Source organism: Methylobacterium sp. WL8 (assembly GCF_008040045.1).
GTDB classification, from domain to species: domain Bacteria; phylum Pseudomonadota; class Alphaproteobacteria; order Rhizobiales; family Beijerinckiaceae; genus Methylobacterium; species Methylobacterium cerastii.
Map to the genome: position 1 here is coordinate 19,218 of NZ_VRVF01000006.1, position 21,379 is coordinate 40,596.

The 21,379-nt window shown below is 70.4% G+C and carries 20 protein-coding genes; 15 read left to right on the plus strand and 5 right to left on the minus strand.

Annotated elements, in window-relative coordinates:
- Positions 1-11: 11 nt before the first annotated feature.
- From FV234_RS03790 to FV234_RS03810, 5 genes are all read left to right on the plus strand, one after another.
- On the plus strand, positions 12-944 hold the full coding sequence (locus FV234_RS03790; RefSeq protein ID WP_147814289.1) for a 3-hydroxyacyl-CoA dehydrogenase NAD-binding domain-containing protein: 933 nt from the start codon (positions 12-14) through the stop codon (positions 942-944).
- Positions 945-1,151: 207 nt separating this feature from the next.
- The gene (locus tag FV234_RS03795; protein ID WP_147754728.1) at positions 1,152-2,081 is read left to right on the plus strand and encodes an AEC family transporter; all 930 of its coding nucleotides are present in this window, start codon (positions 1,152-1,154) and stop codon (positions 2,079-2,081) included.
- A gap of 127 nt (positions 2,082-2,208) precedes the next feature.
- Positions 2,209-3,441, plus strand: coding sequence for an acyl-CoA dehydrogenase (locus FV234_RS03800; RefSeq protein ID WP_147828146.1), 1,233 nt, complete (start codon positions 2,209-2,211; stop codon positions 3,439-3,441).
- A gap of 111 nt (positions 3,442-3,552) precedes the next feature.
- A complete protein-coding gene (locus tag FV234_RS03805; protein WP_147828147.1) occupies positions 3,553-4,239 on the plus strand; it encodes a BA14K family protein in 687 nt (228 codons plus the stop codon).
- A 102-nt stretch (positions 4,240-4,341) separates the two neighbouring features.
- The gene (locus FV234_RS03810; RefSeq protein ID WP_147754681.1) at positions 4,342-4,557 is read left to right on the plus strand and encodes a hypothetical protein; all 216 of its coding nucleotides are present in this window, start codon (positions 4,342-4,344) and stop codon (positions 4,555-4,557) included.
- A gap of 52 nt (positions 4,558-4,609) precedes the next feature.
- Here the strand turns inward: FV234_RS03810 and FV234_RS03815 are convergent, their stop codons facing one another.
- On the minus strand, positions 4,610-6,901 hold the full coding sequence (locus tag FV234_RS03815) for an FdhF/YdeP family oxidoreductase (RefSeq protein ID WP_147761505.1): 2,292 nt from the start codon (positions 6,899-6,901) through the stop codon (positions 4,610-4,612).
- Positions 6,902-7,063: 162 nt separating this feature from the next.
- Between FV234_RS03815 and FV234_RS03820 the strand changes: the two genes are divergently transcribed.
- The 3 genes from FV234_RS03820 to FV234_RS03830 all read left to right on the plus strand — a co-directional run bounded on the left by FV234_RS03820 (position 7,064) and on the right by FV234_RS03830 (position 10,431).
- A complete protein-coding gene (locus FV234_RS03820; protein ID WP_246686109.1) occupies positions 7,064-8,458 on the plus strand; it encodes a pentapeptide repeat-containing protein in 1,395 nt (464 codons plus the stop codon).
- Positions 8,459-8,519: 61 nt separating this feature from the next.
- Positions 8,520-9,848 carry an alpha-amylase family glycosyl hydrolase gene (locus tag FV234_RS03825; RefSeq protein WP_147828148.1) on the plus strand — a complete coding sequence of 443 codons (1,329 nt, stop codon included), beginning with the start codon at positions 8,520-8,522 and terminating at the stop codon, positions 9,846-9,848.
- Positions 9,849-9,909: 61 nt separating this feature from the next.
- Positions 9,910-10,431 (plus strand): SRPBCC family protein, encoded by a 522-nt coding sequence (locus FV234_RS03830; protein WP_147828149.1) that lies wholly within the window; start codon positions 9,910-9,912, stop codon positions 10,429-10,431.
- A 13-nt stretch (positions 10,432-10,444) separates the two neighbouring features.
- On the opposite strand, the gene FV234_RS03835 is transcribed toward FV234_RS03830, so the two are convergent.
- Together FV234_RS03835 and selA are read right to left on the minus strand one after the other, a co-directional pair.
- A complete protein-coding gene (locus FV234_RS03835) occupies positions 10,445-10,921 on the minus strand; it encodes a MarR family transcriptional regulator (protein WP_147828150.1) in 477 nt (158 codons plus the stop codon).
- Between the two features lie 154 nt (positions 10,922-11,075).
- Positions 11,076-12,497, minus strand: a complete 1,422-nt coding sequence (gene selA, locus FV234_RS03840; protein WP_147828151.1) for an L-seryl-tRNA(Sec) selenium transferase — start codon at positions 12,495-12,497, stop codon at positions 11,076-11,078.
- A gap of 118 nt (positions 12,498-12,615) precedes the next feature.
- On the opposite strand from selA, the gene FV234_RS03845 reads away from it, so the two are divergent.
- The 6 genes from FV234_RS03845 to FV234_RS03870 all read left to right on the plus strand — a co-directional run bounded on the left by FV234_RS03845 (position 12,616) and on the right by FV234_RS03870 (position 18,434).
- Positions 12,616-13,410, plus strand: coding sequence for a thymidylate synthase (locus tag FV234_RS03845; protein ID WP_147828152.1), 795 nt, complete (start codon positions 12,616-12,618; stop codon positions 13,408-13,410).
- The gene (locus FV234_RS03850) at positions 13,410-13,922 is read left to right on the plus strand and encodes a dihydrofolate reductase (protein ID WP_147828153.1); all 513 of its coding nucleotides are present in this window, start codon (positions 13,410-13,412) and stop codon (positions 13,920-13,922) included. Before FV234_RS03845 ends, FV234_RS03850 begins: the two co-directional genes overlap by 1 nt.
- 235 nt (positions 13,923-14,157) lie before the next feature.
- A complete protein-coding gene (hflK, locus tag FV234_RS03855) occupies positions 14,158-15,333 on the plus strand; it encodes an FtsH protease activity modulator HflK (protein ID WP_147828154.1) in 1,176 nt (391 codons plus the stop codon).
- Positions 15,330-16,286, plus strand: a complete 957-nt coding sequence (gene hflC, locus FV234_RS03860) for a protease modulator HflC (RefSeq protein ID WP_147753329.1) — start codon at positions 15,330-15,332, stop codon at positions 16,284-16,286. The genes hflK and hflC overlap by 4 nt, the downstream gene beginning before the upstream one ends.
- A gap of 131 nt (positions 16,287-16,417) precedes the next feature.
- Positions 16,418-17,941 (plus strand): DegQ family serine endoprotease, encoded by a 1,524-nt coding sequence (locus tag FV234_RS03865; protein ID WP_147828206.1) that lies wholly within the window; start codon positions 16,418-16,420, stop codon positions 17,939-17,941.
- A 139-nt stretch (positions 17,942-18,080) separates the two neighbouring features.
- Positions 18,081-18,434, plus strand: a complete 354-nt coding sequence (locus FV234_RS03870; RefSeq protein ID WP_306422415.1) for a DUF1640 domain-containing protein — start codon at positions 18,081-18,083, stop codon at positions 18,432-18,434.
- A gap of 6 nt (positions 18,435-18,440) precedes the next feature.
- Here the strand turns inward: FV234_RS03870 and serB are convergent, their stop codons facing one another.
- A complete protein-coding gene (serB, locus tag FV234_RS03875) occupies positions 18,441-19,337 on the minus strand; it encodes a phosphoserine phosphatase SerB (protein ID WP_147828155.1) in 897 nt (298 codons plus the stop codon).
- 16 nt (positions 19,338-19,353) lie between these two features.
- Here serB and miaA point away from each other — a divergent pair, with 16 nt between their 5' ends.
- Complete coding sequence (gene miaA / locus FV234_RS03880) at positions 19,354-20,280, plus strand: tRNA (adenosine(37)-N6)-dimethylallyltransferase MiaA (RefSeq protein ID WP_238271361.1); 927 nt, start codon at positions 19,354-19,356, stop codon at positions 20,278-20,280.
- A 6-nt stretch (positions 20,281-20,286) separates the two neighbouring features.
- On the opposite strand, the gene FV234_RS03885 is transcribed toward miaA, so the two are convergent.
- Positions 20,287-21,243, minus strand: a complete 957-nt coding sequence (locus FV234_RS03885; protein WP_348643050.1) for an NAD(P)-dependent oxidoreductase — start codon at positions 21,241-21,243, stop codon at positions 20,287-20,289.
- Positions 21,244-21,379 lie beyond the last annotated feature (136 nt).

Genomic DNA, 21,379 nt, shown 5'->3' on the forward strand with positions numbered 1-21,379 from the left:
GAGGCGACGCCGTGACAGCTGTTGAAACGGATGAAACCGGCCGCATAGCCGTGGTCGGCTGCGGTACGCTCGGTGCCAGCTGGGCGGCCTTGTTCCTCGCGCACGGCTTCGACGTGGCGGCCTACGACACCGCGCCCGGCTTCGCGGACCGGCTCCGCGCTTCCGTCGCGCACGCGCTCGGCCAGCTGGGGGAACTCGGACTGCGTGGACGCGGGCGCCTAGAGACCTGCACCGCGATCGAGGCGGCCGTGTCCGGCGCGATCTTCGTGCAGGAGAACGCGCCCGAGGACGAGGCGGTCAAGCGGGCGGTGCTGGCCGAGCTCGACGCGCGGGCGGCGCCCGGCGTGATCGTCGCGTCGAGCACCTCGGCGATGCTGCGCAGCCGGATCGTCGCCGAATGCCGGACGCCGGAACGGGTGATCGTCGCCCACCCGTTCCACCCGCCGCACCTGGTGCCGCTGGTGGAGATCGTGGCGGGCGACCCGGCGACCGGCGAGCGCGCCGCCGCGTTCTACGCCCGGCTCGGGCGGCGCCCGGTGATCCTGCGGCGCGAGATGCCGGGCCACGTCGCCAACCGCCTCGCCTCGGCCCTGTACCGGGAGGCGGTGAACCTCGTCGCCGAGGGGGTGGCCAGCGTCGCCGACATCGACGCGGCCTTGTGCAACGGGCCGGGGCTGCGCTGGGCGGCGATGGGGCCGCACATGACCTATCATCTCGGCGGCGGGGCGGGCGGCATCCGGCACTACCTCGACCACCTCGGGCCGAGCCAGGTCCGCCGCTGGGAGAGCCTCGGCCGCCCCGAGCTGAGCGACGCGGTGAAGGATGCGATCGTCGAAGGCGTCGAAGCGGAGGCGGCCGGCCGCACGCTGCCCGAGCTGGAGGCCCGCCGCGACCGCGCGCTGATCGACATCCTGAAGGCCCGGACCGAGGTCGCCGGATCTTAGAGCATTTTCCGTGATCCCTGGGTCACGGAAAATGCCCTAACCTGCTGTGTGGTCGCGTTCTCTTCACACGAGCCGGCATCCACCTCGCTTGAAAAGGCTCTAGCCGGCGCGCCGCTTCGCTCCGGTCATGCGCCCGACGCAACGTGAAGACCGCAGCGGGCGTGCTATGCGCAAGCCCTCCTCGAACGCCAGCCGGTCCGCCATCCCGTGAACGCCGTGATGATCATCGTCCCGATCTTCGGGATCATCCTGATCGGCTGGGGCGCGGCGCTGGCCGGCCTGCTCTCCGACAAGGTGAGCGAGGGGCTGTCGGAATACGTCTTCGCCATCGCCGTGCCGTCGCTGATCATCGCGACGCTGACCCGGCCGGGACTCGATGGCGAGATCTCCTGGGGCTACTGGATCTCCTATTTCGGCGGCGCCGGCATGTCCTGGCTCGCCGGGTCGCTGATCGCGCGGCGGCGCGCGGGCATCGAGCGGCAGGGCGCGATCCTGCACGGCTTCGCCGCCAGCCAGTCGAACACCATCTTCGTCGGCGTGCCGACCATCCTCCAGGCTTACGGCGAGGAGGGGGCGTTCCCGCTCTTCCTGCTGCTCGCCGTCCACCTGCCGCTGATGATGGGCTGCGCCACCTTCCTGATCGAGGCGGAGGCCGGGCGCTCGCTCTGGCAGCGCCTGCGCGGCCTCGGCCTCGTGCTGATCCGCAACCCGATCTTCGTGGCGTTGCTGATCGGCATGGCGCTGAAGCAGGGCGGCATCGTCCCGTCCGGCATCCCCAAGGCGCTGATCGACATGTTCGCGGCCACGGCCTCGACCTGCGCGCTGATCGCGCTGGGCGCCGGCCTGCGGCGCTACCGCGTGCTGTTCGACCTGCCCGGTGCGGTGGTGATCGCGCTGTTGAAGCTCGTCGTCCACCCGCTGATCGTGTGGCTGCTCGCGACGAAGCTGTTTGCGATGCCGCCGGCCTATGCCGGCGTCGCGACGCTGTTCGCGGCGATGCCGGTCGGCATCAACGCCTACCTGCTCGCCATGCGCTACCGGACGGAAACCGGCCTGATCGCGGCCTCGCTCCTGGTCTCGACCCTGCTCGCCCCCTTCACCACCATCGCGTGGCTGACGCTGCTCGGCCGGGCGTGACAGCGGCGCGGGCCTGACCCTTCCCCGCGGCGGGCGCGGTGGAAGTCGCGGCCCATCCGGCTATCTTGCGGCGCAACGGCCGGCGAATCGCCGAACCGGCCGAGACCGTTTCGGAGAGGGATCGACCATGAACGCACCGATGCGCGCGCCCGCCGGAAGCGCCGGCCCATTGGTCAAGGCGTCGGCCGCCTTCGTCTGGGACGACCCGTTCCTGCTCGAGGACCAGCTCACCGAAGACGAGCGCGCGATCCGCGACGTGGCGCAGGACTTCGCCCAGGAGCGGCTGCTGCCCGGCGTGGTGGACGCCTACGCCCAGGAGAAGACCGACCCCGATCTGTTCCGCCAGATGGGCGCACTCGGGCTGCTGGGCGTGACGATCCCCGAGGAGTACGGCTGCGCCGGCGCCGGCTACGTCGCCTACGGCCTCGTGGCGCGGGCGGTCGAGCGGGTCGATTCCGGCTATCGCTCGATGATGAGCGTGCAGTCGTCCCTGGTGATGTACCCGATCCACGCCTACGGCTCCGAGGAGCAGCGGCGGAAGTTCCTGCCGAAGCTCGCATCCGGCGAATTCATCGGCTGCTTCGGTCTCACCGAACCCGATGCCGGCTCCGATCCGGGCGGCATGAAGACCAAGGCCGAGAAGATCGATGGCGGCTACCGCCTGTCGGGGGCCAAGATGTGGATCTCGAACGCGCCCTTCGCCGACGTGTTCGTGGTCTGGGCGAAGTCCGACGCGCATGACGGCGCGATCCGCGGCTTCATCCTGGAAAAGGGCATGAAAGGGCTGTCGGCTCCGACGCTGAAGGGCAAGTTGTCGCTTCGGGCCTCGACCACGGGCGAGATCGTGATGGAGGGCGTCGAGGTCGGCGAGGACGCGCTGCTCCCCAACGTCTCCGGCCTCAAGGGCCCGTTCGGCTGCCTGAACCGGGCGCGCTACGGCATCTCCTGGGGCGTAATGGGCGCCGCGGAGGATTGCTGGCACCGGGCGCGCTCCTACACCCTGGAGCGCAAGCAGTTCGGCCGGCCGCTGGCGCAGACGCAGCTCATCCAGAAGAAGCTCGCCGACATGCAGACCGAGATCACGCTCGGATTGCAGGCATCCTTGCGCGTCGGCCGCCTGATGGACGAGGGAAAGATGGCGCCGGAGATGATCTCGCTGATCAAGCGCAACAATTGCGGCAAGGCGCTCGACATCGCCCGCACCGCCCGGGACATGCACGGCGGCAACGGCATCATGGGCGAGTACCACGTGATGCGTCACGCCCAGAACCTCGAGACGGTGAACACCTACGAGGGCACCCACGATGTCCACGCCCTGATCCTCGGCCGCGCGCAGACCGGGCTGCAGGCGTTCTTCTGATCTTCGTCTCGATAAGCGGATGTTTCGACGCGGGTCTCGGATCGCGCGGTACGATTTGCTCCCTCACGCGTTGTGCCACTGACGACGACATCTCGAACGCGTGAGAAACTGATGAAACGGATTGTCTTAGCGTCCGCCTTGATGGCCGGCGCGCTCGCCATGCTTCCCGCGACCGTCGACGCCCGCGGCTTCGGCGGCCGGGGCGGCGGCGGCTTCGGTGGCGGCCATGGCATCGGCGGCGGCGGCTTCGGCGGTGGCCGCGGCTTTGGTGGCGGCGGCTTCGGCGGTGGTCGCGGCATCGGCGGGGCAGGCTTCGCCGGCCGCGGCGTGGGCGGCGGCTTCGCAAACCGTGGCTTCGGCGGCGGGTTCGCCAACCGTGGCGTCGGTGGTGGGTTTGCTAACCGAGGCGGCTTCGTCGGCAACGGCGGCTTCGCCAACCGCGGGATCGGCCGGGGCTACGGCACCGGCTATGGTCGCGGGTACCGCGGCGGCTACGGTCGTGGCCTCGGCTACGGCGCGGCCGGCCTCGGGCTCGGCCTCGCCACCGGCGCTCTGATCGGCGGCGGCCTCGGTTATGGCTACGGCGGCTACGGCTACGACGACAACTACTACGGCGGCGGTTACGCGCCGGCCGGCTACGGCGGCTACGGCTACGCTCCGGCCTACACGGAGGTGCAGACCGAGGTGGCGCCCGGCCCGCAGGAATCGGTGAGCTACTGCATCCAGCGCTTCCGCTCCTACGACGTGCGCTCGCAGACCTACCTCGGCAACGACGGCGCGCGGCACTCCTGCCCGTAAGGGTTTCGAGGCCGATATGACGAGAAGCCCCGCGACCGATACGGTCTCGGGGCTTTTTGCTGCCCGCCCGGGACGGTTCCGGGCCAAGGGGGACGCCACGCCATGACGACCGACGAGATCCAAGACCTCCACCGTGCCCGCACGGTTCTGGCGCGGCAGCGCAACGCCATGGCCAAGCGCCTCTCCGGCATCGACCTTGCGCCGGTGTCGATGGCCGAGGATTTGACCCGGATCCTCGTCGCGATCGAGGCGGTCGACCGCGCGCTGACCGCCGAGGGCCGGCCCTACATGGCGCCGGAGATGCACGCGGAAGGCTGAGGCTTTCGGGCCGGCGACACGCATTCGGCGCGCCGGCCCAGCGGGATTAGGATCAGGCCGAAGCGGCCTCGATCCGCACGGGTACGGATTTCGCCGCTGGCACCTTGCTGCGCTCGGCATGGTGCCAGAGCGGGATCAGCGGGTTGCACTCGGGGTAGTAGCCGCCGACGCAGCCCGTTGGGATGTCGTAGGCCAGCACCCGGAAGCCCTCGACCCGCCGCACCACCTTGTCGTCCGTCGCGCCGACGAGGTGAACGGTCTGCGCGTCGCGCAGGCCGAGGCGGGCGATGTCGTCGCGGTTCATGAACAGCACCATTCGCGTGCCCTTCACGCCGCGGAATCGGTCGTCGTAGCCGTAGATCGTGGTGTTGAACTGGTCGTTCGACCGCATGGTGATGAGCCGCATCACCTCGGGGTCGGCCTGCTCGGTGTCGGGGTCGGCCGACAGGCTGCGCGGCGTGACGAAGTTCGCCTTGCCGGTGTCGGTCTTCCATGTGCGGTCGGCGGCCGGAATCGGCCGGCGGAAGCCGCCGGGCGTCCACATCCGCGCGTTGAAGTCCTTGAACTGGTCGGGATAGGTCGCCTCGATCGCGTCGCGAACGCTGGCGTAGTCGCCGCCCCAGCGATCCCAGTCGATCCGCGGGTTCGGCGTCAGCGTCGCCTTGGCGATCCCGGCGACGATGCGCGGTTCGGACAGCAGCTCGGGTCCGGCCGGCTCGGCATAGCCCTTCGAGCCATGGATGCAGGCGGTCGAATCCTCCATCGACACCGCCTGCCGCCCGCCGGCCTGCTCGTCGATCTCGATTCGGCCGAGGCAGGGCAGGATGTAGGCGACCTCGCCGTGGATCAGGTGATTGCGGTTGAGCTTCGTCGAAATCTGGACGGTCAGGCGAAGCGTCTTCCAGGCTTCCTCCATCAGCGCGGTCTCCGGCACCGCGCGGATGAAGTTGCCGCCGAGCGCCACGAACGCCTTCACCGAACCGTCGAGGATACCCTCGCAGGCCTCGACGGTGTTGAGACCCTTCTCCATCGGCGGCTCGAAGGCGTAGAGCTCGCGCAGCTTGTCGTTCGGCACCAACTCCGGCTTCTCGGTGATGCCGACCGTGCGCTGCCCCTGGACGTTGGAATGCCCGCGGACCGGGCATATGCCGGCGCCGCGCTTGCCGATGTTGCCGCGCATCAAGAGCAGGTTGACCAGGGCCTGCACGGTCTCGACGCCCATGCGGTGCTGGGTCAGCCCCATGCCGTAGACGCCGATCGTCGCCTTCGCCTTGGCGTAGGTCGCCGCCGTCTGCTCCAGCGCCTTGCGGGTCAGGCCCGAGCGCCGCTCCAGCTCGTCCCAGGACTTTCCGCGGACCGAGGCCGCGAACGCCTCGAAGCCGTGGGTGTGCTCGGCGATGAAGGCGGTGTCGAGCACGCGCTCGGCGCCGCTCGCGATCGCCGCGTCGTCGAGCGCCAGCAGCGCCTTGCAGATCCCGTAGATCGCCCCGAAATCGCCGCCGGCCTTGACCTGCAGGTACTGCGACGAGATCCGCGTCTCGGACTTCGTCAGCATTTCGAGCGGCGCCTGCGGGTTGGTGAAGCGCTCCAGCCCCCGCTCCCGGAACGGGTTGAAGGTGATGATCGGGACGCCGCGGCGGCTCGCATCCTGGAGCGGATGAAGCATCCGCGGCGCGTTCGAGCCGGGGTTCTGCCCGAAGAACAGGATGCAGTCGGTGTGCTCGAACGCCTCAAGCAGCACCGTGCCGACCGGCGAGCCGATGCTTTCTGGAAGCGCCACGGAGGTCGATTCGTGGCACATGTTCGACGAGTCGGGCAGGTTGTTGCTGCCGTGCAGCCGCGCCAGCAGGCCGTACATGTACGAGGTCTCGAGCGAGGCGCGTCCGGAGGCGTAGAACACAGCCGCCTTCGGATCGAGCGCCTTCAACTCGGCGCCGATCTCCGCGAAGGCGGCATCCCACGAGACCGGCAGGTAGCGGTCGCTCGCCGCATCCCAGCGCAGGGGCACGGTCAGGCGCCCGAGCTCCTCCAGGTCGTAGTCGCGCCAGCCGGTGAGCTCGGTGACCGTGTGGGCGGCGAAGAACTCGGCGCCGATGCGCTTGCGCGTGACCTCCCAGGCGGTCGCCTTGGCGCCGTTCTCGCAATACTCGAACACCGCCGGCTTGCCGGGCTTGGCCCAGGCGCAACTGACGCACATGAAGCCGCCGGGCTTGTTCTGGTGGCGCAGCATCAGGCCGCCGGTGACGGGGATCTGCTCGCGCAGGAGGATCTCGGTGAGCGACTTCGCCGACCCCCAGCCGCCGGCCGGCCCCTCGTAGGGATCGAGCTGCACCGAATCCGTCATCCTCGAAACTCCAACCTTCGCGATCCTCAAAGAAGAACCCTTCGTCGGCGCGAAAGGGTCCGCTCGGCTGCGTGCGGCAAACGCCGCGCACTGGCAGGGTCGGCGCCGGGCGCCTCGCCGTGCTACGGCTCGCGCCGGCCCCCATCGAAAGCACGACCCCGATTGTCCGACCGGAACGAGATCCCGGCGCCGCGCGCCGCAGACGCCCCGCGCGATCCCCGGACCGAGGCGGTCCTCGACCGGATCGCCGCCGCCCAGGGCGCGCCGTTCGGGGCCGGCGAGCACGGGCTCGACCTCGTGCGCCTCGACGCCGGCGGCGCGGCGCTCGCCCGCCGGATCGACGCCGCGCTGCCTCCGCCGGCCTGGTGGGACGCCGAATGCGGCGGCCTCGATCTCGCCGACGCGAACCTCGACCGGGCGCGGATGGAGGGCGCGAACCTCTCGCACGCCAACCTGCGGCGGGCGACGCTGTCGGGGGCGGTCGGACGCTCGGCCGACTTCTCGTATGCGATCCTGGAGGAGGCCGACCTCGGCGAGGCCGACCTCAGCGGCACGGATTTCCGCGGCATCGTCGCCGGCCAGGCGAGCTTCCGCGAGGCGATGCTGGAGGATGCGCGCTTCGACGACGCGGCCCTGCGCTTCGCGAAGTTCCCGAAGGCGCTGCTGGACGGCGCGGACTTCTCCGGCGCCGACCTGTGGGGCGCCGACTTCACCGGCGCGGATGCGGACGACACCAGCTTCAAGCGGGCGCGCCTCGACGAGGCCGACCTCTCGGACGTGAACCTGACGCATGCCGACTTCGAGGGCGCGAGCCTGACCAAGGCCCGCCTCGTGGGCTCGCGCCTACGCGGTGCGAACCTCTCCAACGTCAAGCTCGACGGCGCCGACCTCTCCGGCGCCGACCTCTCCGACACCAGCTTGGTGCGGCTGAACTTCGTCACCTGCAAGCTGCGCCACGCGCGCTTCGCCGGCGCTTGGCTCAACGGCACGCGGATGCGGATCGAGCAGCTCGACGGCATGGTCGGCGAGGAGGCGGCTGGCGACTACGCTGGCGCGCAGGCGAGCTACCTCGCCCTGGAGCAGAACCTGAAGAGCATCGGCAGCCACGACGAGGCGAGCTGGGCGTACAAGCGCGGCCGCCGCATGGGCCGGCTCGAAGCAGGCCAGAAGACCCGCGCGGCCTGGACCGCCCGAGACGGGCGTGCCGTCCTCCGCCATGGCTACCGCTGGACCTCGGACCGCTTCGTCGAGTGGCTGTGCGACTACGGCGAGAGCCTGTCGCGGATCGCCCGCGCCTTCGCCATCCTCATCGTCGCCTTCGCCGCCCTGTTCGGCCTCGCCGGCGGCCTGATCCCGGACGGATCCAGCGAGCCGACCCGCAACGCCGTCGACTGGCTGAGCTACAGCGCGCTCAACATGATGACGGCGAACCCGCCGGAGATCGGCGTGAAGCCGATCGGCCGCTTCACCAACCTGCTCGTCGGCATCGAGGGGGCGGCCGGAATCATCCTGATGGGGCTCTACGGCTTCGTGCTCGGCAACCGGCTCCGCCGCTGATTTCCGCGGGGCCGCCCTATCTGTCGGGCGTGGCCGCGCCGGCCGAGGATCGACGACGAACATGCCCGATTGGATACGCGACACCGTGTGGTGGCAGGTCTACCCCCTCGGCTTCGTCGGGGCGGAGCAGACCGTCCGGCGCGGCATGGCGACCGCGCATCGCCTGGACCAGGTCGCCGCCTGGATCGACTACGCCGCCGACCTCGGCGCGACCGGGCTGGCGCTCGGGCCGATCTTCGCGTCCTCCACCCACGGCTACGACACGATCGATTACCTGCGCATCGATCCGCGCCTCGGCGACGATTCCGACTTCGACCGCCTGGTCGCGGCCGCCCATGGCCGCGGCCTCAAGGTCCTGCTCGACGGCGTGTTCAACCATGTCGGGCAGGACTTCGCCGCCTTCCGCGCGGTGCTCGACGAGGGGCCGTCGGCGGCGCAGGCCGGGTGGTTCCACCTGACCTGGCCGGAGGGGACGAACCCCGGCGACGTGCCGGACCACCGCTGCTTCGAGGGCCACCGCGCCCTCGTCACGCTGAACCACGACCATCCCGAGGTCGCCGACCACGTCGTGGCGGTGATGAACCACTGGCTCGCCCGCGGCGCCGACGGCTGGCGGCTCGACGCCGCCTACGCCGTGCCGCGGGCGTTCTGGACCCGCGTCCTGCCGCGGGTCCGCGCCGCACATCCCGAGGCCTACTTCGTCGGCGAGGTGATCCACGGCGACTACGCCGGCGTCGTCGCCGAGACGGGCTTGGATTCGGTGACGCAGTACGAGCTGTGGAAGGCGATCTGGTCCGGACTGAACGACCGCAACCTGTTCGAGCTCGCCCACGCCCTGAAGCGGCACGATGCATTCCTCGAAGCCTTCGTGCCGATGACCTTCGTCGGAAACCACGACGTGACCCGGATCGCCAGCCGGCTCGCCGACATCCGGCACCTGCCCCACGCTCTGGCCGTGCTGTTCACGGTCGGCGGCACGCCCTCGATCTATGCCGGCGACGAGCAGGCCTTCCGCGGCCTCAAGGAGGAGCGCGAAGGCGGCGACGACGCGATCCGCCCCGCCTTTCCGCCGTCGCCCGACGACCTCGCCCCAGAGGGCTGGCCGACCTACAGGCTGCATCAGGACCTCGTCGCCCTGCGGCGCCGGAACCCCTGGCTCCATACGGCGCGAACGCGGACGCTGCACCTGACCAACACCGCCATGACGCTGGAGACCCGCGGCGACGGGCACCGGCTCCTCCTCGCCCTCAACCTGTCGGACGAGCCCACCGAGCAGCCGGCGCCCGGTGCGCGCGGGCTGGAAGCCGGCCAGGCCGACCTCCTCTCTGCGCCCGCCGGCCGCATCCGCCTTCCGCCGCACGGCTGGGCGATCCTCGCGGCGGAGGCGTGATCGCGGCGGCTTTCGACCTATGTCGGAGTTGGGGACGGGGCGTTCGAAGCGGACCATGCCAATGAGACCGGGAAGACGCGTCCACCGCAGGCCGTTGCCGGGCCTGCTCCTCGCGACAGCCATCGGCGCCGCCGTCCCATCCGAGGCGTTCGCGCTGGAGGTGACCCGCTCGCGCGTCGTCGCCGCGCCGCCCGCAGCGGTCTGGTCGCTGGTCGGCGGATTCTGCGACATCGCGCGTTGGCATCCACAGGTGACGCGCTGCACGCTGTCGTCGGAAAGCGGCGCGCCGGTGCGCGCGCTGGTGGCGGCGGGCGGGCTCGGCACGCTGATCGAGACCGAGACGGCGCGGGACGAGGCGGCGATGAGCTATTCCTACCGGCTGGTCTCGGGGCCGCTGCCGGTGAAGGATTACGCCGCGACGCTCTCGGTGGCGCCGATCGGCGGGGGCGCCGGAAAGGGCGCGACCATCACCTGGACCGCGCACTTCGAGGCCGAGGGGATGACCGAGGCGGAGGCGGTCGCCGACATCGCCGGGGTCTACGAGGCCGGGCTCGCCGGCATCGCCAGGGAAGCCGCGCCTTAGGCGCCTTCCAGGATCAGTCCTTCGACAGGCTGTCGATCAGGTGGTTCAGGTCGATCCGCATCGCCTGCACCTCGGGCTCAGTCAGGTCGAGCTGGCACATCACGCTCTGGCGCACCTCCGCCGCGTCGGCACGCAGGGCGCGACCCTTCTCGGTCAGGGCGATCTCGACCTCGCGCTCGTCGGTGCGGCGGCGGTTGCGCTGCAGCAGGCCGGCCGTCTCCAGGCGTTTCAGCACCGGCGTCAGCGTGCCGGAATCGAGGCGGAGGCGCCGGCCGATCTCGGAGACGGTGACGCCGTCGGTCTCCCACAGGACCATCAGCACGAGGTATTGCGGGTAGGTCAGACCGATCCGTTCGAGGAGCGGACGGTAGGACTTCGTCATCCGGTGCGCGGCCGCGTAGAGGGCGTAGCAGAGCTGGTTGTCGAGGAGCAGGGGATCCCTGGTCCGGTCGAACTCCGCCCCGGGCGGCTCCCGCAACTCCTCCGTCATGCACGCCATCTCAGTCGTCCACATCGCCACGCACGGAAATCCGTCGCGTTCCCCCGTTGCCCCGATCGCCCGGCATAACACGATATCTCCGGTCGTTGAGAGGGCGGTGACGACTTTCGGTCGAAAAGCGCGTCACGCAGAGCAGCTTACCGTATCACGCGCCGAGACCGTCGAGGCTCGCGAGCAGCCCCGGCTCGTCCTCGAGCGTGCGCAGGTCGAGGTGTACCGCGCCGTCGGCGATGCGGCCGATCACCGGAACCGGCAGGGCGCGCAAGGCCGCCGCCATGCGCTTCGGCCAGGCGCCGCCGCGACGCGCCCCGTCGCCGGCGGCCTGGGTGAGCACGAGGCAGGCGCTCTGCAGGGTCTCGACTGGCAGCGCGCCCGAGCCGATCTGGCTGCTGCAGGCGGCGACGGCCACCTCCGCCCGGCCGGCGAGGCGGCGCGCCACCTCCGGCGCAAGGCGGCGCGCCTGCGCGTCGATCGCCTCGGCTTTCCGGGTCAGCAGCCGCAGAGTCGGCAAGCGCTCGGCGAGCCGTTCGGGGTTCAGGTAGAGCCGCAGCGTCGCCTCGAGCGCGGCGTAGGTCATCTTGTCGACGCGCAGCGCCCGCTTGAGCGGGCTCTTGCGGATCTTCCGCAACAGGTCCGCCCGCCCGGCGACGATCCCGCATTGGACCGCACCGAGGAGCTTGTCGCCGCTGAAGGTGACGAGGTCGGCATGCGCCAGCGCTGCCCGCACGGTCGGCTCCGGCGGCAGGCCGTGGGCGGCGAGATCCACCAGGCTGCCGCTGCCGAGGTCGACGGCCAGCGGCACGCCGCGGGCGCGGCAGAGCGCGCCGAGTTCGTCCTCCCGGGCCTGCGCCGTGAACCCGCGGATCTCGTAGTTGCTCGGGTGCACCCGCATCACCAGGCCGGTTCGCGGGCCAAGCGCCTCGTCGAAGTCGTGCAGGTGCGTACGGTTGGTGGTGCCGACCTCGCGAAGGCGGCAGCCGGCCCGCGCCATCACGTCGGGGACGCGGAACGAGCCGCCGATCTCCACCAGTTCGCCGCGGGAGACCACCACCTCCTTGCGCATCGCCAGGGCGTTGAGGACGAGGAAGACGGCGGCCGCGTTGTTGTTGACGACGATCGCCGCCTCGGCCCCGGTCAGCCGGCAGATCAGCGCCTCGACGTGGTCGTCGCGCTCGCCGCGCTCGCCGGTGGCGAGGTCGAATTCGAGGTTGGCAGCCCCGGTCATCACTGCGGACACCGCTTCGGCCGCCTCCGGCGGCAGCAGGGCGCGGCCGAGGTTGGTGTGCAGCACCGTGCCGGTGAGGTTGAAGACCGGGCGCAGCGAAGCGCGCGACAGCGCAGACAGGCGCCCCTCGACGGCGGCGAGGATCGCGGGCTCGTCCGGGACGCCCTCGGCGCGGGCGCGGATCGCCGCCAAGTCTTCGCGGACGGCGTCTCGGACAGCGGTCCGCCCGAAGGTCTCGATCAGACTGGCAGCAACCTGATGCCCGAGGAGCCGCTCGACGGAGGGCGGACGCGCGCCCTGGATCTGGTCGCGCGGACGGGGAACGGACGCGAGTGAACTCATGGGCGAAGAGATAGCAGGTCGGACCGCACCATCCAGTCCCATGTCGGGCTCCGCCCGGATGCCGATCTCGGGAGAGCATGCTTGGCAACACGCGCGAAGGCGGGCAGGAAGGTCGCCGATGGACGCGTATCACAACCTGCTCACCCGCATCCTCGACGAGGGCTGCGCCAAGGAAGACCGCACCGGCACGGGCACCCTCTCGGTGTTCGGGCACCAGATGCGGTTCGATCTCGATCGTGGCTTTCCGCTGGTCACGACGAAGCAGCTGCACCTGCGCTCGATCGTCCACGAGCTGCTGTGGTTCCTGACCGGGGACACCAACGTCGCCGCGCTGCGCGCCAACGGGGTGACGATCTGGGACGAGTGGGCCGACGCGGACGGCGACCTCGGCCCGGTCTACGGCAAGCAGTGGCGCTCCTGGGAGAAGCCCGGCGGCGGCACCGTCGACCAGATCGCCTGGGTCGTCGAGGAGATCCGCCGCAACCCCGATTCGCGCCGCCTCGTCGTCTCGGCCTGGAATCCGGCCGACCTCGACCGGATGGCGCTGGCGCCCTGCCACTGCCTGTTCCAGTTCTACGTCGCGGACGGGCGCCTCTCGTGCCAGCTCTACCAGCGCTCGGCCGACGCCTTCCTCGGCGTGCCGTTCAACATCGCGAGCTACGCGCTCCTCACCGCGATGATCGCGCAGGTGACGGGGCTCCGGCCCGGCGACTTCGTCCACAGCTTCGGTGACGCGCACCTCTACCGAAACCACCTCGACCAGGCGCGCCTCCAACTCGCCCGCGCGCCGCGCCCGCTGCCGACGCTCCGCTTCAACCCCGAGATCCGCGACCTGTTCGCCTTCCGCTACGAGGACATCGCGATCGAGGGCTACGACCCCCATCCCGCGATCCGCGCACCGGTGGCCGTCTGATGCCCGCTTCGATCGCCGGCGCGCGGCCGCGGATCATCCTCGTCGTGGCCCTGGCCGAGAACGGCGTGATCGGCCGGGACAACGGGCTCGCGTGGCACCTGCGCGGGGACCTCAAGCGATTCAAGGCCGTCACCATGGGCAAGCCGATGCTGATGGGCCGCAAGACCTACGCCTCGATCGGCCGCCCGCTGCCCGGGCGGCGCACGCTGGTGCTGACCCGCGACCGCGGCTTCATGGTCGAGGGCGTCGAGACGGTGCACGATTGGGCGCAGGCGCTGGCGGCGGCCTCGGCCGAGGAACTGATGGTGGTCGGCGGCGCCGAGATCTACCGGCTCGCGCTGCCCCACGCCGACGCGCTGCGGCTGACCGAGGTGGCGGCGAGTCCCGAGGGCGACGTGCGCTTCCCGGACTTCGACCGGAGCGTGTTTCGCGAGACCTTCCGCGAGGCCCATCCGGCCGGCCCGCACGACGAGCACGCCTACACGTTCGTGGACCTCGAACGCATCCCGTGAAAACCACGATTTCGCACGGATGTGCAGGGGCGTCGGGTCGCGGTTGCCAAAGGGGGCGGCGATGCCCACCTGCCTGCCTTGACAGCAGGCGACGGTCCCTCGCAGGTGCGTAGGCCTCCGCTCGTTCCGGTGGCTGCCTCATCCGGGCAGGTTTGGACACGGTCGCGGGCCGCGTGGGCGGTTCGAACCGTTGGCGCGCGGGCGACCCCGCAGCAGGCAGGAGAAGACGGCTAGCATGCCTTGGAGCAATCAGAGCGGCGGCGGTGGCGGCGGGGGAGGTCCCTGGGGTCGTGGCGGCGGCGGCAATGGCGGCGGCCCCTGGGGCAGCGGCGGTGGCGGCGGCGGCGGTAAGACGCCCCCCAATCTCGAGGATCTCCTGCGGCGCGGCCAGGACCGCCTGCGCGGCGTCATGCCTGGCGGCTCGCTCGGCGGCGGCAAGAGCTTCGTGGTGATCGGGGCGCTGGCCGTGGGCCTGTGGCTCGCGACGGGCTTTTACACGGTCGCCCCCAACCAGGTCGGCATCGAGACGATCTTCGGCCGCTACGTCGGCTCGAAGGGAGAGGGCCTGCGCTACAACTTCCCCTATCCGGTCGGCGGCGTGATCAAGCCGAACGTCGGACAGGTGAACTCGATCCAGGTCGGCTTCCGGTCCGCCGGCGGCGCCCAGGCGCGCACCCGGGACATGCCAGACGAGAGCCTGATGCTCACGGGCGACGAGAACATCGTCGACCTCGACTTCGAGGTGCAGTGGCGCGTGAACCCGCTGAAGGCTTCGGACTACGTGTTCAACCTCCAGAACCCCGAGGGCACGATCAAGGCGATCGCCGAGAGCGCGATGCGCGAGGTCGTGGGCCGCCGCAACATTCAGGCGATCCTGACGAACGAGCAGTCGAGCGTCGCCCAGGAGGTCAAGGAGATCACCCAGAACGCCCTCGACGAGTACGGCGCCGGCGTCCGCATCGAGGTGGTGCAGCTCGTCAGCGTCAACCCACCGCCGGAGGTCCGGCCCGCCTTCATCGACGTGAACGCGGCGCAGCAGGACGCCGACACGGCGCAGAACGAGGCGAAGACCTACGCGAGCCGCGAGGTTCCGCAGGCCCGCGGGCGCGCTTCGCAGATCGTCCAGGCGGCGGAAGCGTACAAGACCAAGGCCACCGCCGACGCGACCGGACAGGCCGCGCGCTTCGACGAGGTCTACGCCTCCTACAAGACCGCGCCGACGATCAGCCGCGAGCGGATCTTCCTGGAGACGATGGAGAAGGTGCTGGGCTCCGTGAACAAGGTGATCATCGACCAGGGCGTCGCCGGTTCCGGCGCGACTGGTGCGGCGGGCGTCGTGCCCGTGCTGCCGCTGGCCGAATTCGGGTCCCGCACCCCCGCCCCGGCGCAGACGAATGGAGCGGCCCGATGAACGCACAGGCCATCCGCACCGGCTCGGCGGTCATCGCCGCCGCGCTCGCGCTCGCCTTCTACGCCTCGGTCTTCACCGTCGGGCAGATGCAGCAGGCCCTGGTGCTCCAGTTCGGCCGCGTCCGCGCCGTCCTGAACCAGACCGGCGAGGACAAGCCGGGACTCTACTTCAAGCTGCCCTTCGTCGAGAACGTCGTACTGTTCGACAAGCGCGTCCTCGACCTCGACCTGCCGGTACAGACCCTGCTGACGGCCGACCGCCAGAACCTGGAGGTCGACGCCTTCGCCCGCTACCGCATCATCGACCCGCTGCGGTTCTACCAGTCGGTGAACAACGTCGCGCTGGCCAATCAGCGCTTGGCGAGCTTCACCAACTCGTCCCTGCGCAACGTGCTGGCCCGCTCGACCCGCGACGCCATCGTCAAGACCGAGCGCACCCGGTTGATGAACCAGATCCAGGAGGACGTGAACCGTGAGGCCAAGGCGCTCGGCGTGCAGATCGTCGACTTGCGCATGACCCGCGTGGACCTTCCGGCGCAGAACAGCGTCGCGGTCTACCGCCGGATGAAGACGGAGCGCGAGCGCGAAGCCGCCGACATCCGCGCCAACGGCGACCAGATCGCCGCGACGATCAAGGCCAAGGCAGACCGCGACGTCACCGTGATCCTCGCCGACGCGACGCAGACGGCCGAGAAGCTTCGGGGTCAGGGCGACGCGGACAAGAACCGCATCCTCGCCGAAGCCTTCGGCAAGGACCCGAGCTTCTTCAGCTTCTACCGCTCGATGCAGGCCTACGAGACCGGGCTGAAGGGCTCCGAGACCCGGCTGGTGATGAGCCCGAATTCGGACTTCTTCCGCTACTTCAGCGATCCGCAGGGCAAGGCGGCCCAGGGCGGTGCGCCGCGAGGCGCCGACCCGTCCGCGACGACAGGCTCGACCGGCACCGCGCGCTGACGATTATGCAGGCGGCCCGCCCTTGAAGCGGGCGGGCCGCCGACGATCTTGAAAGGTGGCGGACGAACCGCCGGCCGTCCTGACGGTCCATAAGAAGCAGCTCCGGAAACGCGTTCTTGAAGAGGTCGATCATGTACCCCGTCGCGAGCGCGCCCGCGCATCCCTTCGCCCGGTTCCGCCGCTCAGCGCGAACGGTCGCCGCCGCGATCCTGATCGCGTCCTCGTCGGTGGCGATGCCAGCCTACGCCAAGGGCCCGGAATCGTTGGCCGACCTCGCGGAGAAGGTGGACGACGCTGTCGTCAACATCTCAGCCTCGACCACCGTCGAAGCGCGCCCCGGCAACCGCGCAGGACCGCAGCTGCCGCCGGGCACGCCGTTCGAGGACCTGTTCGAGGAGTTCTTCAACAAGCGCGGCGGACGCGGCGGCAACGAGCAGCGCGGCGAGAGCGAGAATCCGCGCCAGCAGCGCAAGTCGAGTTCGCTCGGTTCCGGCTTCATCATCGACGCGTCGGGCATCGTCGTCACGAACAACCACGTCATCGGCGACGCCAACGACATCCAGGTGATCCTGCACGACGGGACCAAGCTGAAGGCCGAGATCATCGGCAAGGATTCGAAGATCGACCTGGCCGTCCTGCGCGTGAAGCCGACGGCGGAGCGGCCGCTCAAGGCGGTGCCCTTCGGCGATTCGGACAAGATGCGCGCCGGCGACTGGGTGATCGCGATCGGCAACCCGTTCGGGCTCGGCGGCTCGGTCTCGGCCGGCATCGTCTCGGCGCGGGGGCGCAACATCGAGTCGGGCCCCTACGACAACTACCTGCAGACCGACGCGGCCATCAACAAGGGCAATTCCGGCGGCCCGCTGTTCAACATGGACGGCGAGGTGATCGGCATCAACACGGCGATCCTGTCGCCGACCGGCGGCTCCGTCGGCATCGGCTTCGCCGTCCCGTCGAGCTCGGCCAAGCCGGTGATCGACCAGCTTCGCGAGTTCGGCGAGGTCCGCCGCGGCTGGCTCGGCGTGCGCATCCAAAACGTGGACGACGCCACCGCCGAGGCGCTGGGGCTCAAGGGAGGCGCCAAGGGCGCCCTGGTGGCCGGAGTCGACGAGAAGGGCCCGGCCAAGACCTCGGGTCTCGAAGTCGGCGACGTGATCGTCAAGTTCAACGGTACGCCGGTGAAGGCCTCGAGCGACCTGCCGCGCATCGTCGCCTCGACGCCAGTCGGGCAGAAGGTCGACGTCGTGGTCGTCCGCAAGGGCGAGGAGAGCACGAAGTCGGTCACGCTCGGCCGCCTGGAGGACAGCGACAAGCCTCAGCTCGCCAACCTGCGCCAGCCGGAGCCCGAGAATGCGACCCGCCAAGCACTTGGCCTCAATCTGTCGGGCCTCACCGACGAGCTTCGGCGCAAGTACAACATCAAGGACGGCGTGAAGGGCGTGGTCGTCACCCGGGTCGACCCGAACTCGACGGCGGCCGACAAGCGCATCCAGCCCGGGGAGGTGATCGTCGAGGTCGGCCAGGAAGCAGTCAACACGCCCGCCGACGTGACCAAGCGCGTCGAAGCCCTGCGGAAGGACGCTCGCAAGTCCGTCCTGCTGCTGGTGGCGAGCGCCACCGGCGACGTGCGGTTCGTGGCGATCGGCCTCGACTGATCGACCGCTGAGGCGACCGCGACACCTGACGCCGCCGCCCATTCCGAGCGGCGGCGTTCTCGTTCGTGGCGGATGGGAACACGCTGACGCCTTGCATGCGCGGACCGAACCGGTCGCCCTCCGTTTCCGATGAGAGCCCGTGCGCGAGGCAGCCGACCCCGTGAATGCCGTCGCCTTCGATACGCTGAAGTTCGCGCGCAGCCTGCGTGAGAAGGCGCACCTCACGCCGGAGCAGGCTGAGGGGATGCCCGACGCCATGCCCGAGGTGTTCGCCAGCGGTATCCCCACCAAGGGTGACATCGTGGACGTCCGGCACGACATCGAAGCGCTTCGGATCGTGACGAAGGCCGACATCGAAGCTCTGCGCCTCTCGGCCCGCGCGGACATCGCCACGGCGAAATCCGACATCATCGAGTCGATGTTCGGGATGATCGGGTTTCAGACCGTCGCGATCCTCGGGGCGGTCGTCGCGCTCGTCCGCAGCCTGCACTGATGACGGTCAGGCGACGAATTCGCTCGCCATGTAGCCTTGCAGGTAAAGCAGCGCGCTGAGGTCGCCGTGCTCGATGCGGACCTTCGCCGCCGCCGCCACCGCGGGCTTGGCACGGAACGCGACGCCGAGACCGGCTTCCCCGAGCATGTCGAGGTCGTTCGCCCCGTCGCCGACCGCCAGCGTCTCCGTCGGCGCGAGGCCGAGGCCGTCGCGCAGGGCGATCAGCGTCGCACGCTTGGCCTCGCGCCCGACGATCGGATCGTCGACGAGGCCGGTGAGGCGTCCACCCGCAAGCCCGAGCCGGTTGGCGTGATGCTCGTCGAACCCGAGCGCCTCGGCGATCGGCCCGGTGAACAGCGTGAAGCCGCCGGAGACGAGGCAGGTGCGCGCCCCGTGCGCGTTCATCGTGTGGACCAGCGTGCGGCCGCCCGGGGTCAGGGTCAGCCGGTCGCGGATCAGGGCGTCCACCACCCCGGCCGACACGTCGCGGAGCAGGGCGACGCGCTCGCGCAACGCGGGCTCGAAGGCGATCTCGCCGCGCATCGCGCGCTCGGTGATCTCGGAGACCTGCTGCTTCAGGCCGATCGTGTCGGCGAGCTCGTCGATGCATTCCTGCTCGATCATGGTCGAGTCCATGTCGGCGAGGAACAGGCGCTTGCGGCGGTGCGCGTCGGCCGGCAACACCGCGACGTCGATCGGCTCGCCGCCGAGCGCCGTGCGCAGGCGTTCAGTCAGCGCCGCCGCGGCGGCGGGAGCGCCCGGCAGCAGAACCTCGGCGGCGACCTCGCCGTGCAGGATGCGCGGCTGGTGCTCGGTCGCCAGCACCAGCCGCGCCTCGGCCAGCACCGCATCGGTGATGGCGGGGCGGGCCTCGTTTGCTATCAGGGTCGCGACAAGGGTCATCGGAGCCGACGATTTCGTGTTGCCGCTTTCAAATGCGTCGTCGCAGGGGCGGCCGGAGGCGATCCTCATTGCAGGGCCGACCGCCTCGGGCAAGTCGGCGCTCGCGACGGCGCTGGCGCTTCGTCAGGGCGGGGTCGTCGTCAACACCGACTCGATGCAGGTCTACGCCGACCTTCGCGTGCTCTCGGCCCGGCCGGATCGCGTCGAGGAGGCGCGCGTCGCGCATCGTCTGTACGGACACGTCGACGGCGCAGTGAACTACTCCGCCGGGCATTTCGCGCGGGACTCCGCGGCCCTGCTGGCAGACCTCGACGGGCGGCTACCCATCTTCGTCGGCGGGACCGGCCTGTACTTCCGCAGCCTGGAGGAAGGCCTCTCGGACCTGCCGCCGGTGCCGGACGCGGTGCGCACAGCGATCCGCTCCGCCTGCGAGGGTCGGCCGACCGAGGCGCTGCATGCCGACCTCGCCGTACGCGACCCGGCCGGCGCCGCCCGGCTGCGGCCGAGCGACCGCGCCCGGGTGATGCGCGCGCTCGAGATTCACGCCGCCACCGGCCGGCCGATCGATGCGTTCCACGGCCAGCGCGTGCCAGGCCCGCTTGCGGGACGAAGGCTGCAGAAGATCTTCCTGGCACCCGAGCGGGACGAGCTGCGCGCCCGGATCGACCTGCGCTTCCGCGCGATGACCGACCGGGGCGCCCTCGACGAGGTCGCGGCACTTCACGAACGCCGCCTCGACCCGCTGCTGCCGGTGATGCGCGCGCACGGGGTGCCCGGGCTGATCGCCCACCTCGATGGCGCGATCGGGCTCGAGGAGGCGATCGTGCGCGGGCAGGCCGACACCCGCCGCTACGCCAAGCGCCAGTTCACCTGGTTTCGCCACCAGATGGGTGCGGACTGGCGCTGGCTCTCGCCCGAGGCGGCGATGGCCGAGCTGGCCTGAGGCCTTTTACCGTTCCAGGCGCGCGACGAGGCTCGACGTGTCCCAGCGGTTGCCGCCCATGGCCTGCACCTCGGCGTAGAACTGATCGACGAGGGCCGAGACCGGGAGCTTGGCACCGTTGCGACGTGCCTCGTCGAGGAGGATGCCGAGATCCTTGCGCATCCAGTCGACCGCGAATCCGAAGTCGAACTTGCCCGCGTTCATCGTCGCGCCGCGGTTTTCCATCTGCCAAGAGCCGGCCGCCCCCTTCGAGATCACCGAGAGCACCGCCTCCACGTCGAGCCCGGCCTTCTTGGCGAAGTGCACGCCCTCGGACAGCCCCTGGACCAGCCCGGCGATGCAGATCTGGTTGACCATCTTGGTAAGCTGGCCGGAGCCGACCGGACCCATCAGCCGGCAGGCCCGCGCGTAGGCGCCGATCGCGCCCTCGACCGTGTCGTAGGTCGCCTGCTCGCCGCCGCACATCACGGTGAGCACACCATTCTCGGCGCCGGCTTGGCCGCCGGAGACCGGGGCGTCGACGAAGCCGACACCCGCTTCGGTGGCCGCCTCGGCGAGTTCGCGCGCCACCTCGGCCGAGGCGGTGGTGTGATCGACGAAGATCGCGCCCGGCTTCATGCCGGCGAGCGCGCCGTCCGGCCCGAGCACGACGCCGCGGAGGTCGTCGTCGTTGCCGACGCAGGCGAACACGATCTCGGCGCCCTCGGCCGCCGCGCGGGGCGTCGGCGCGTGCGCGCCGCCGTTGGCCGCCACCCACGCCTCCGCCTTGGCGGCGGTGCGGTTGTAGACGGTGACCGAATGGCCCTTCTTGGCCAGATGCCCGGCCATCGGGGCGCCCATGACGCCGAGCCCCAGGAACGCGACCTTCGCCATCATCCGTCTCCGTTTCGTGTCGTGCGGTTTCGTGTGGTGCAGTTTCGTGTGGTGTGTGTGCGGTCTAGGTATCGCGCGTCGCAGCGTCAAACGATGAGCGCACAGGTGGTGCGACGCGTCGCGACAACGCGGCGCGGGTCTCGACTAGACCGAGGGAGGGGGATTTTCCTCGCTCGAAAAGTACGGCATCACCGCGCATGATCGTCGGCCGTTCAGAGCCGGCTTC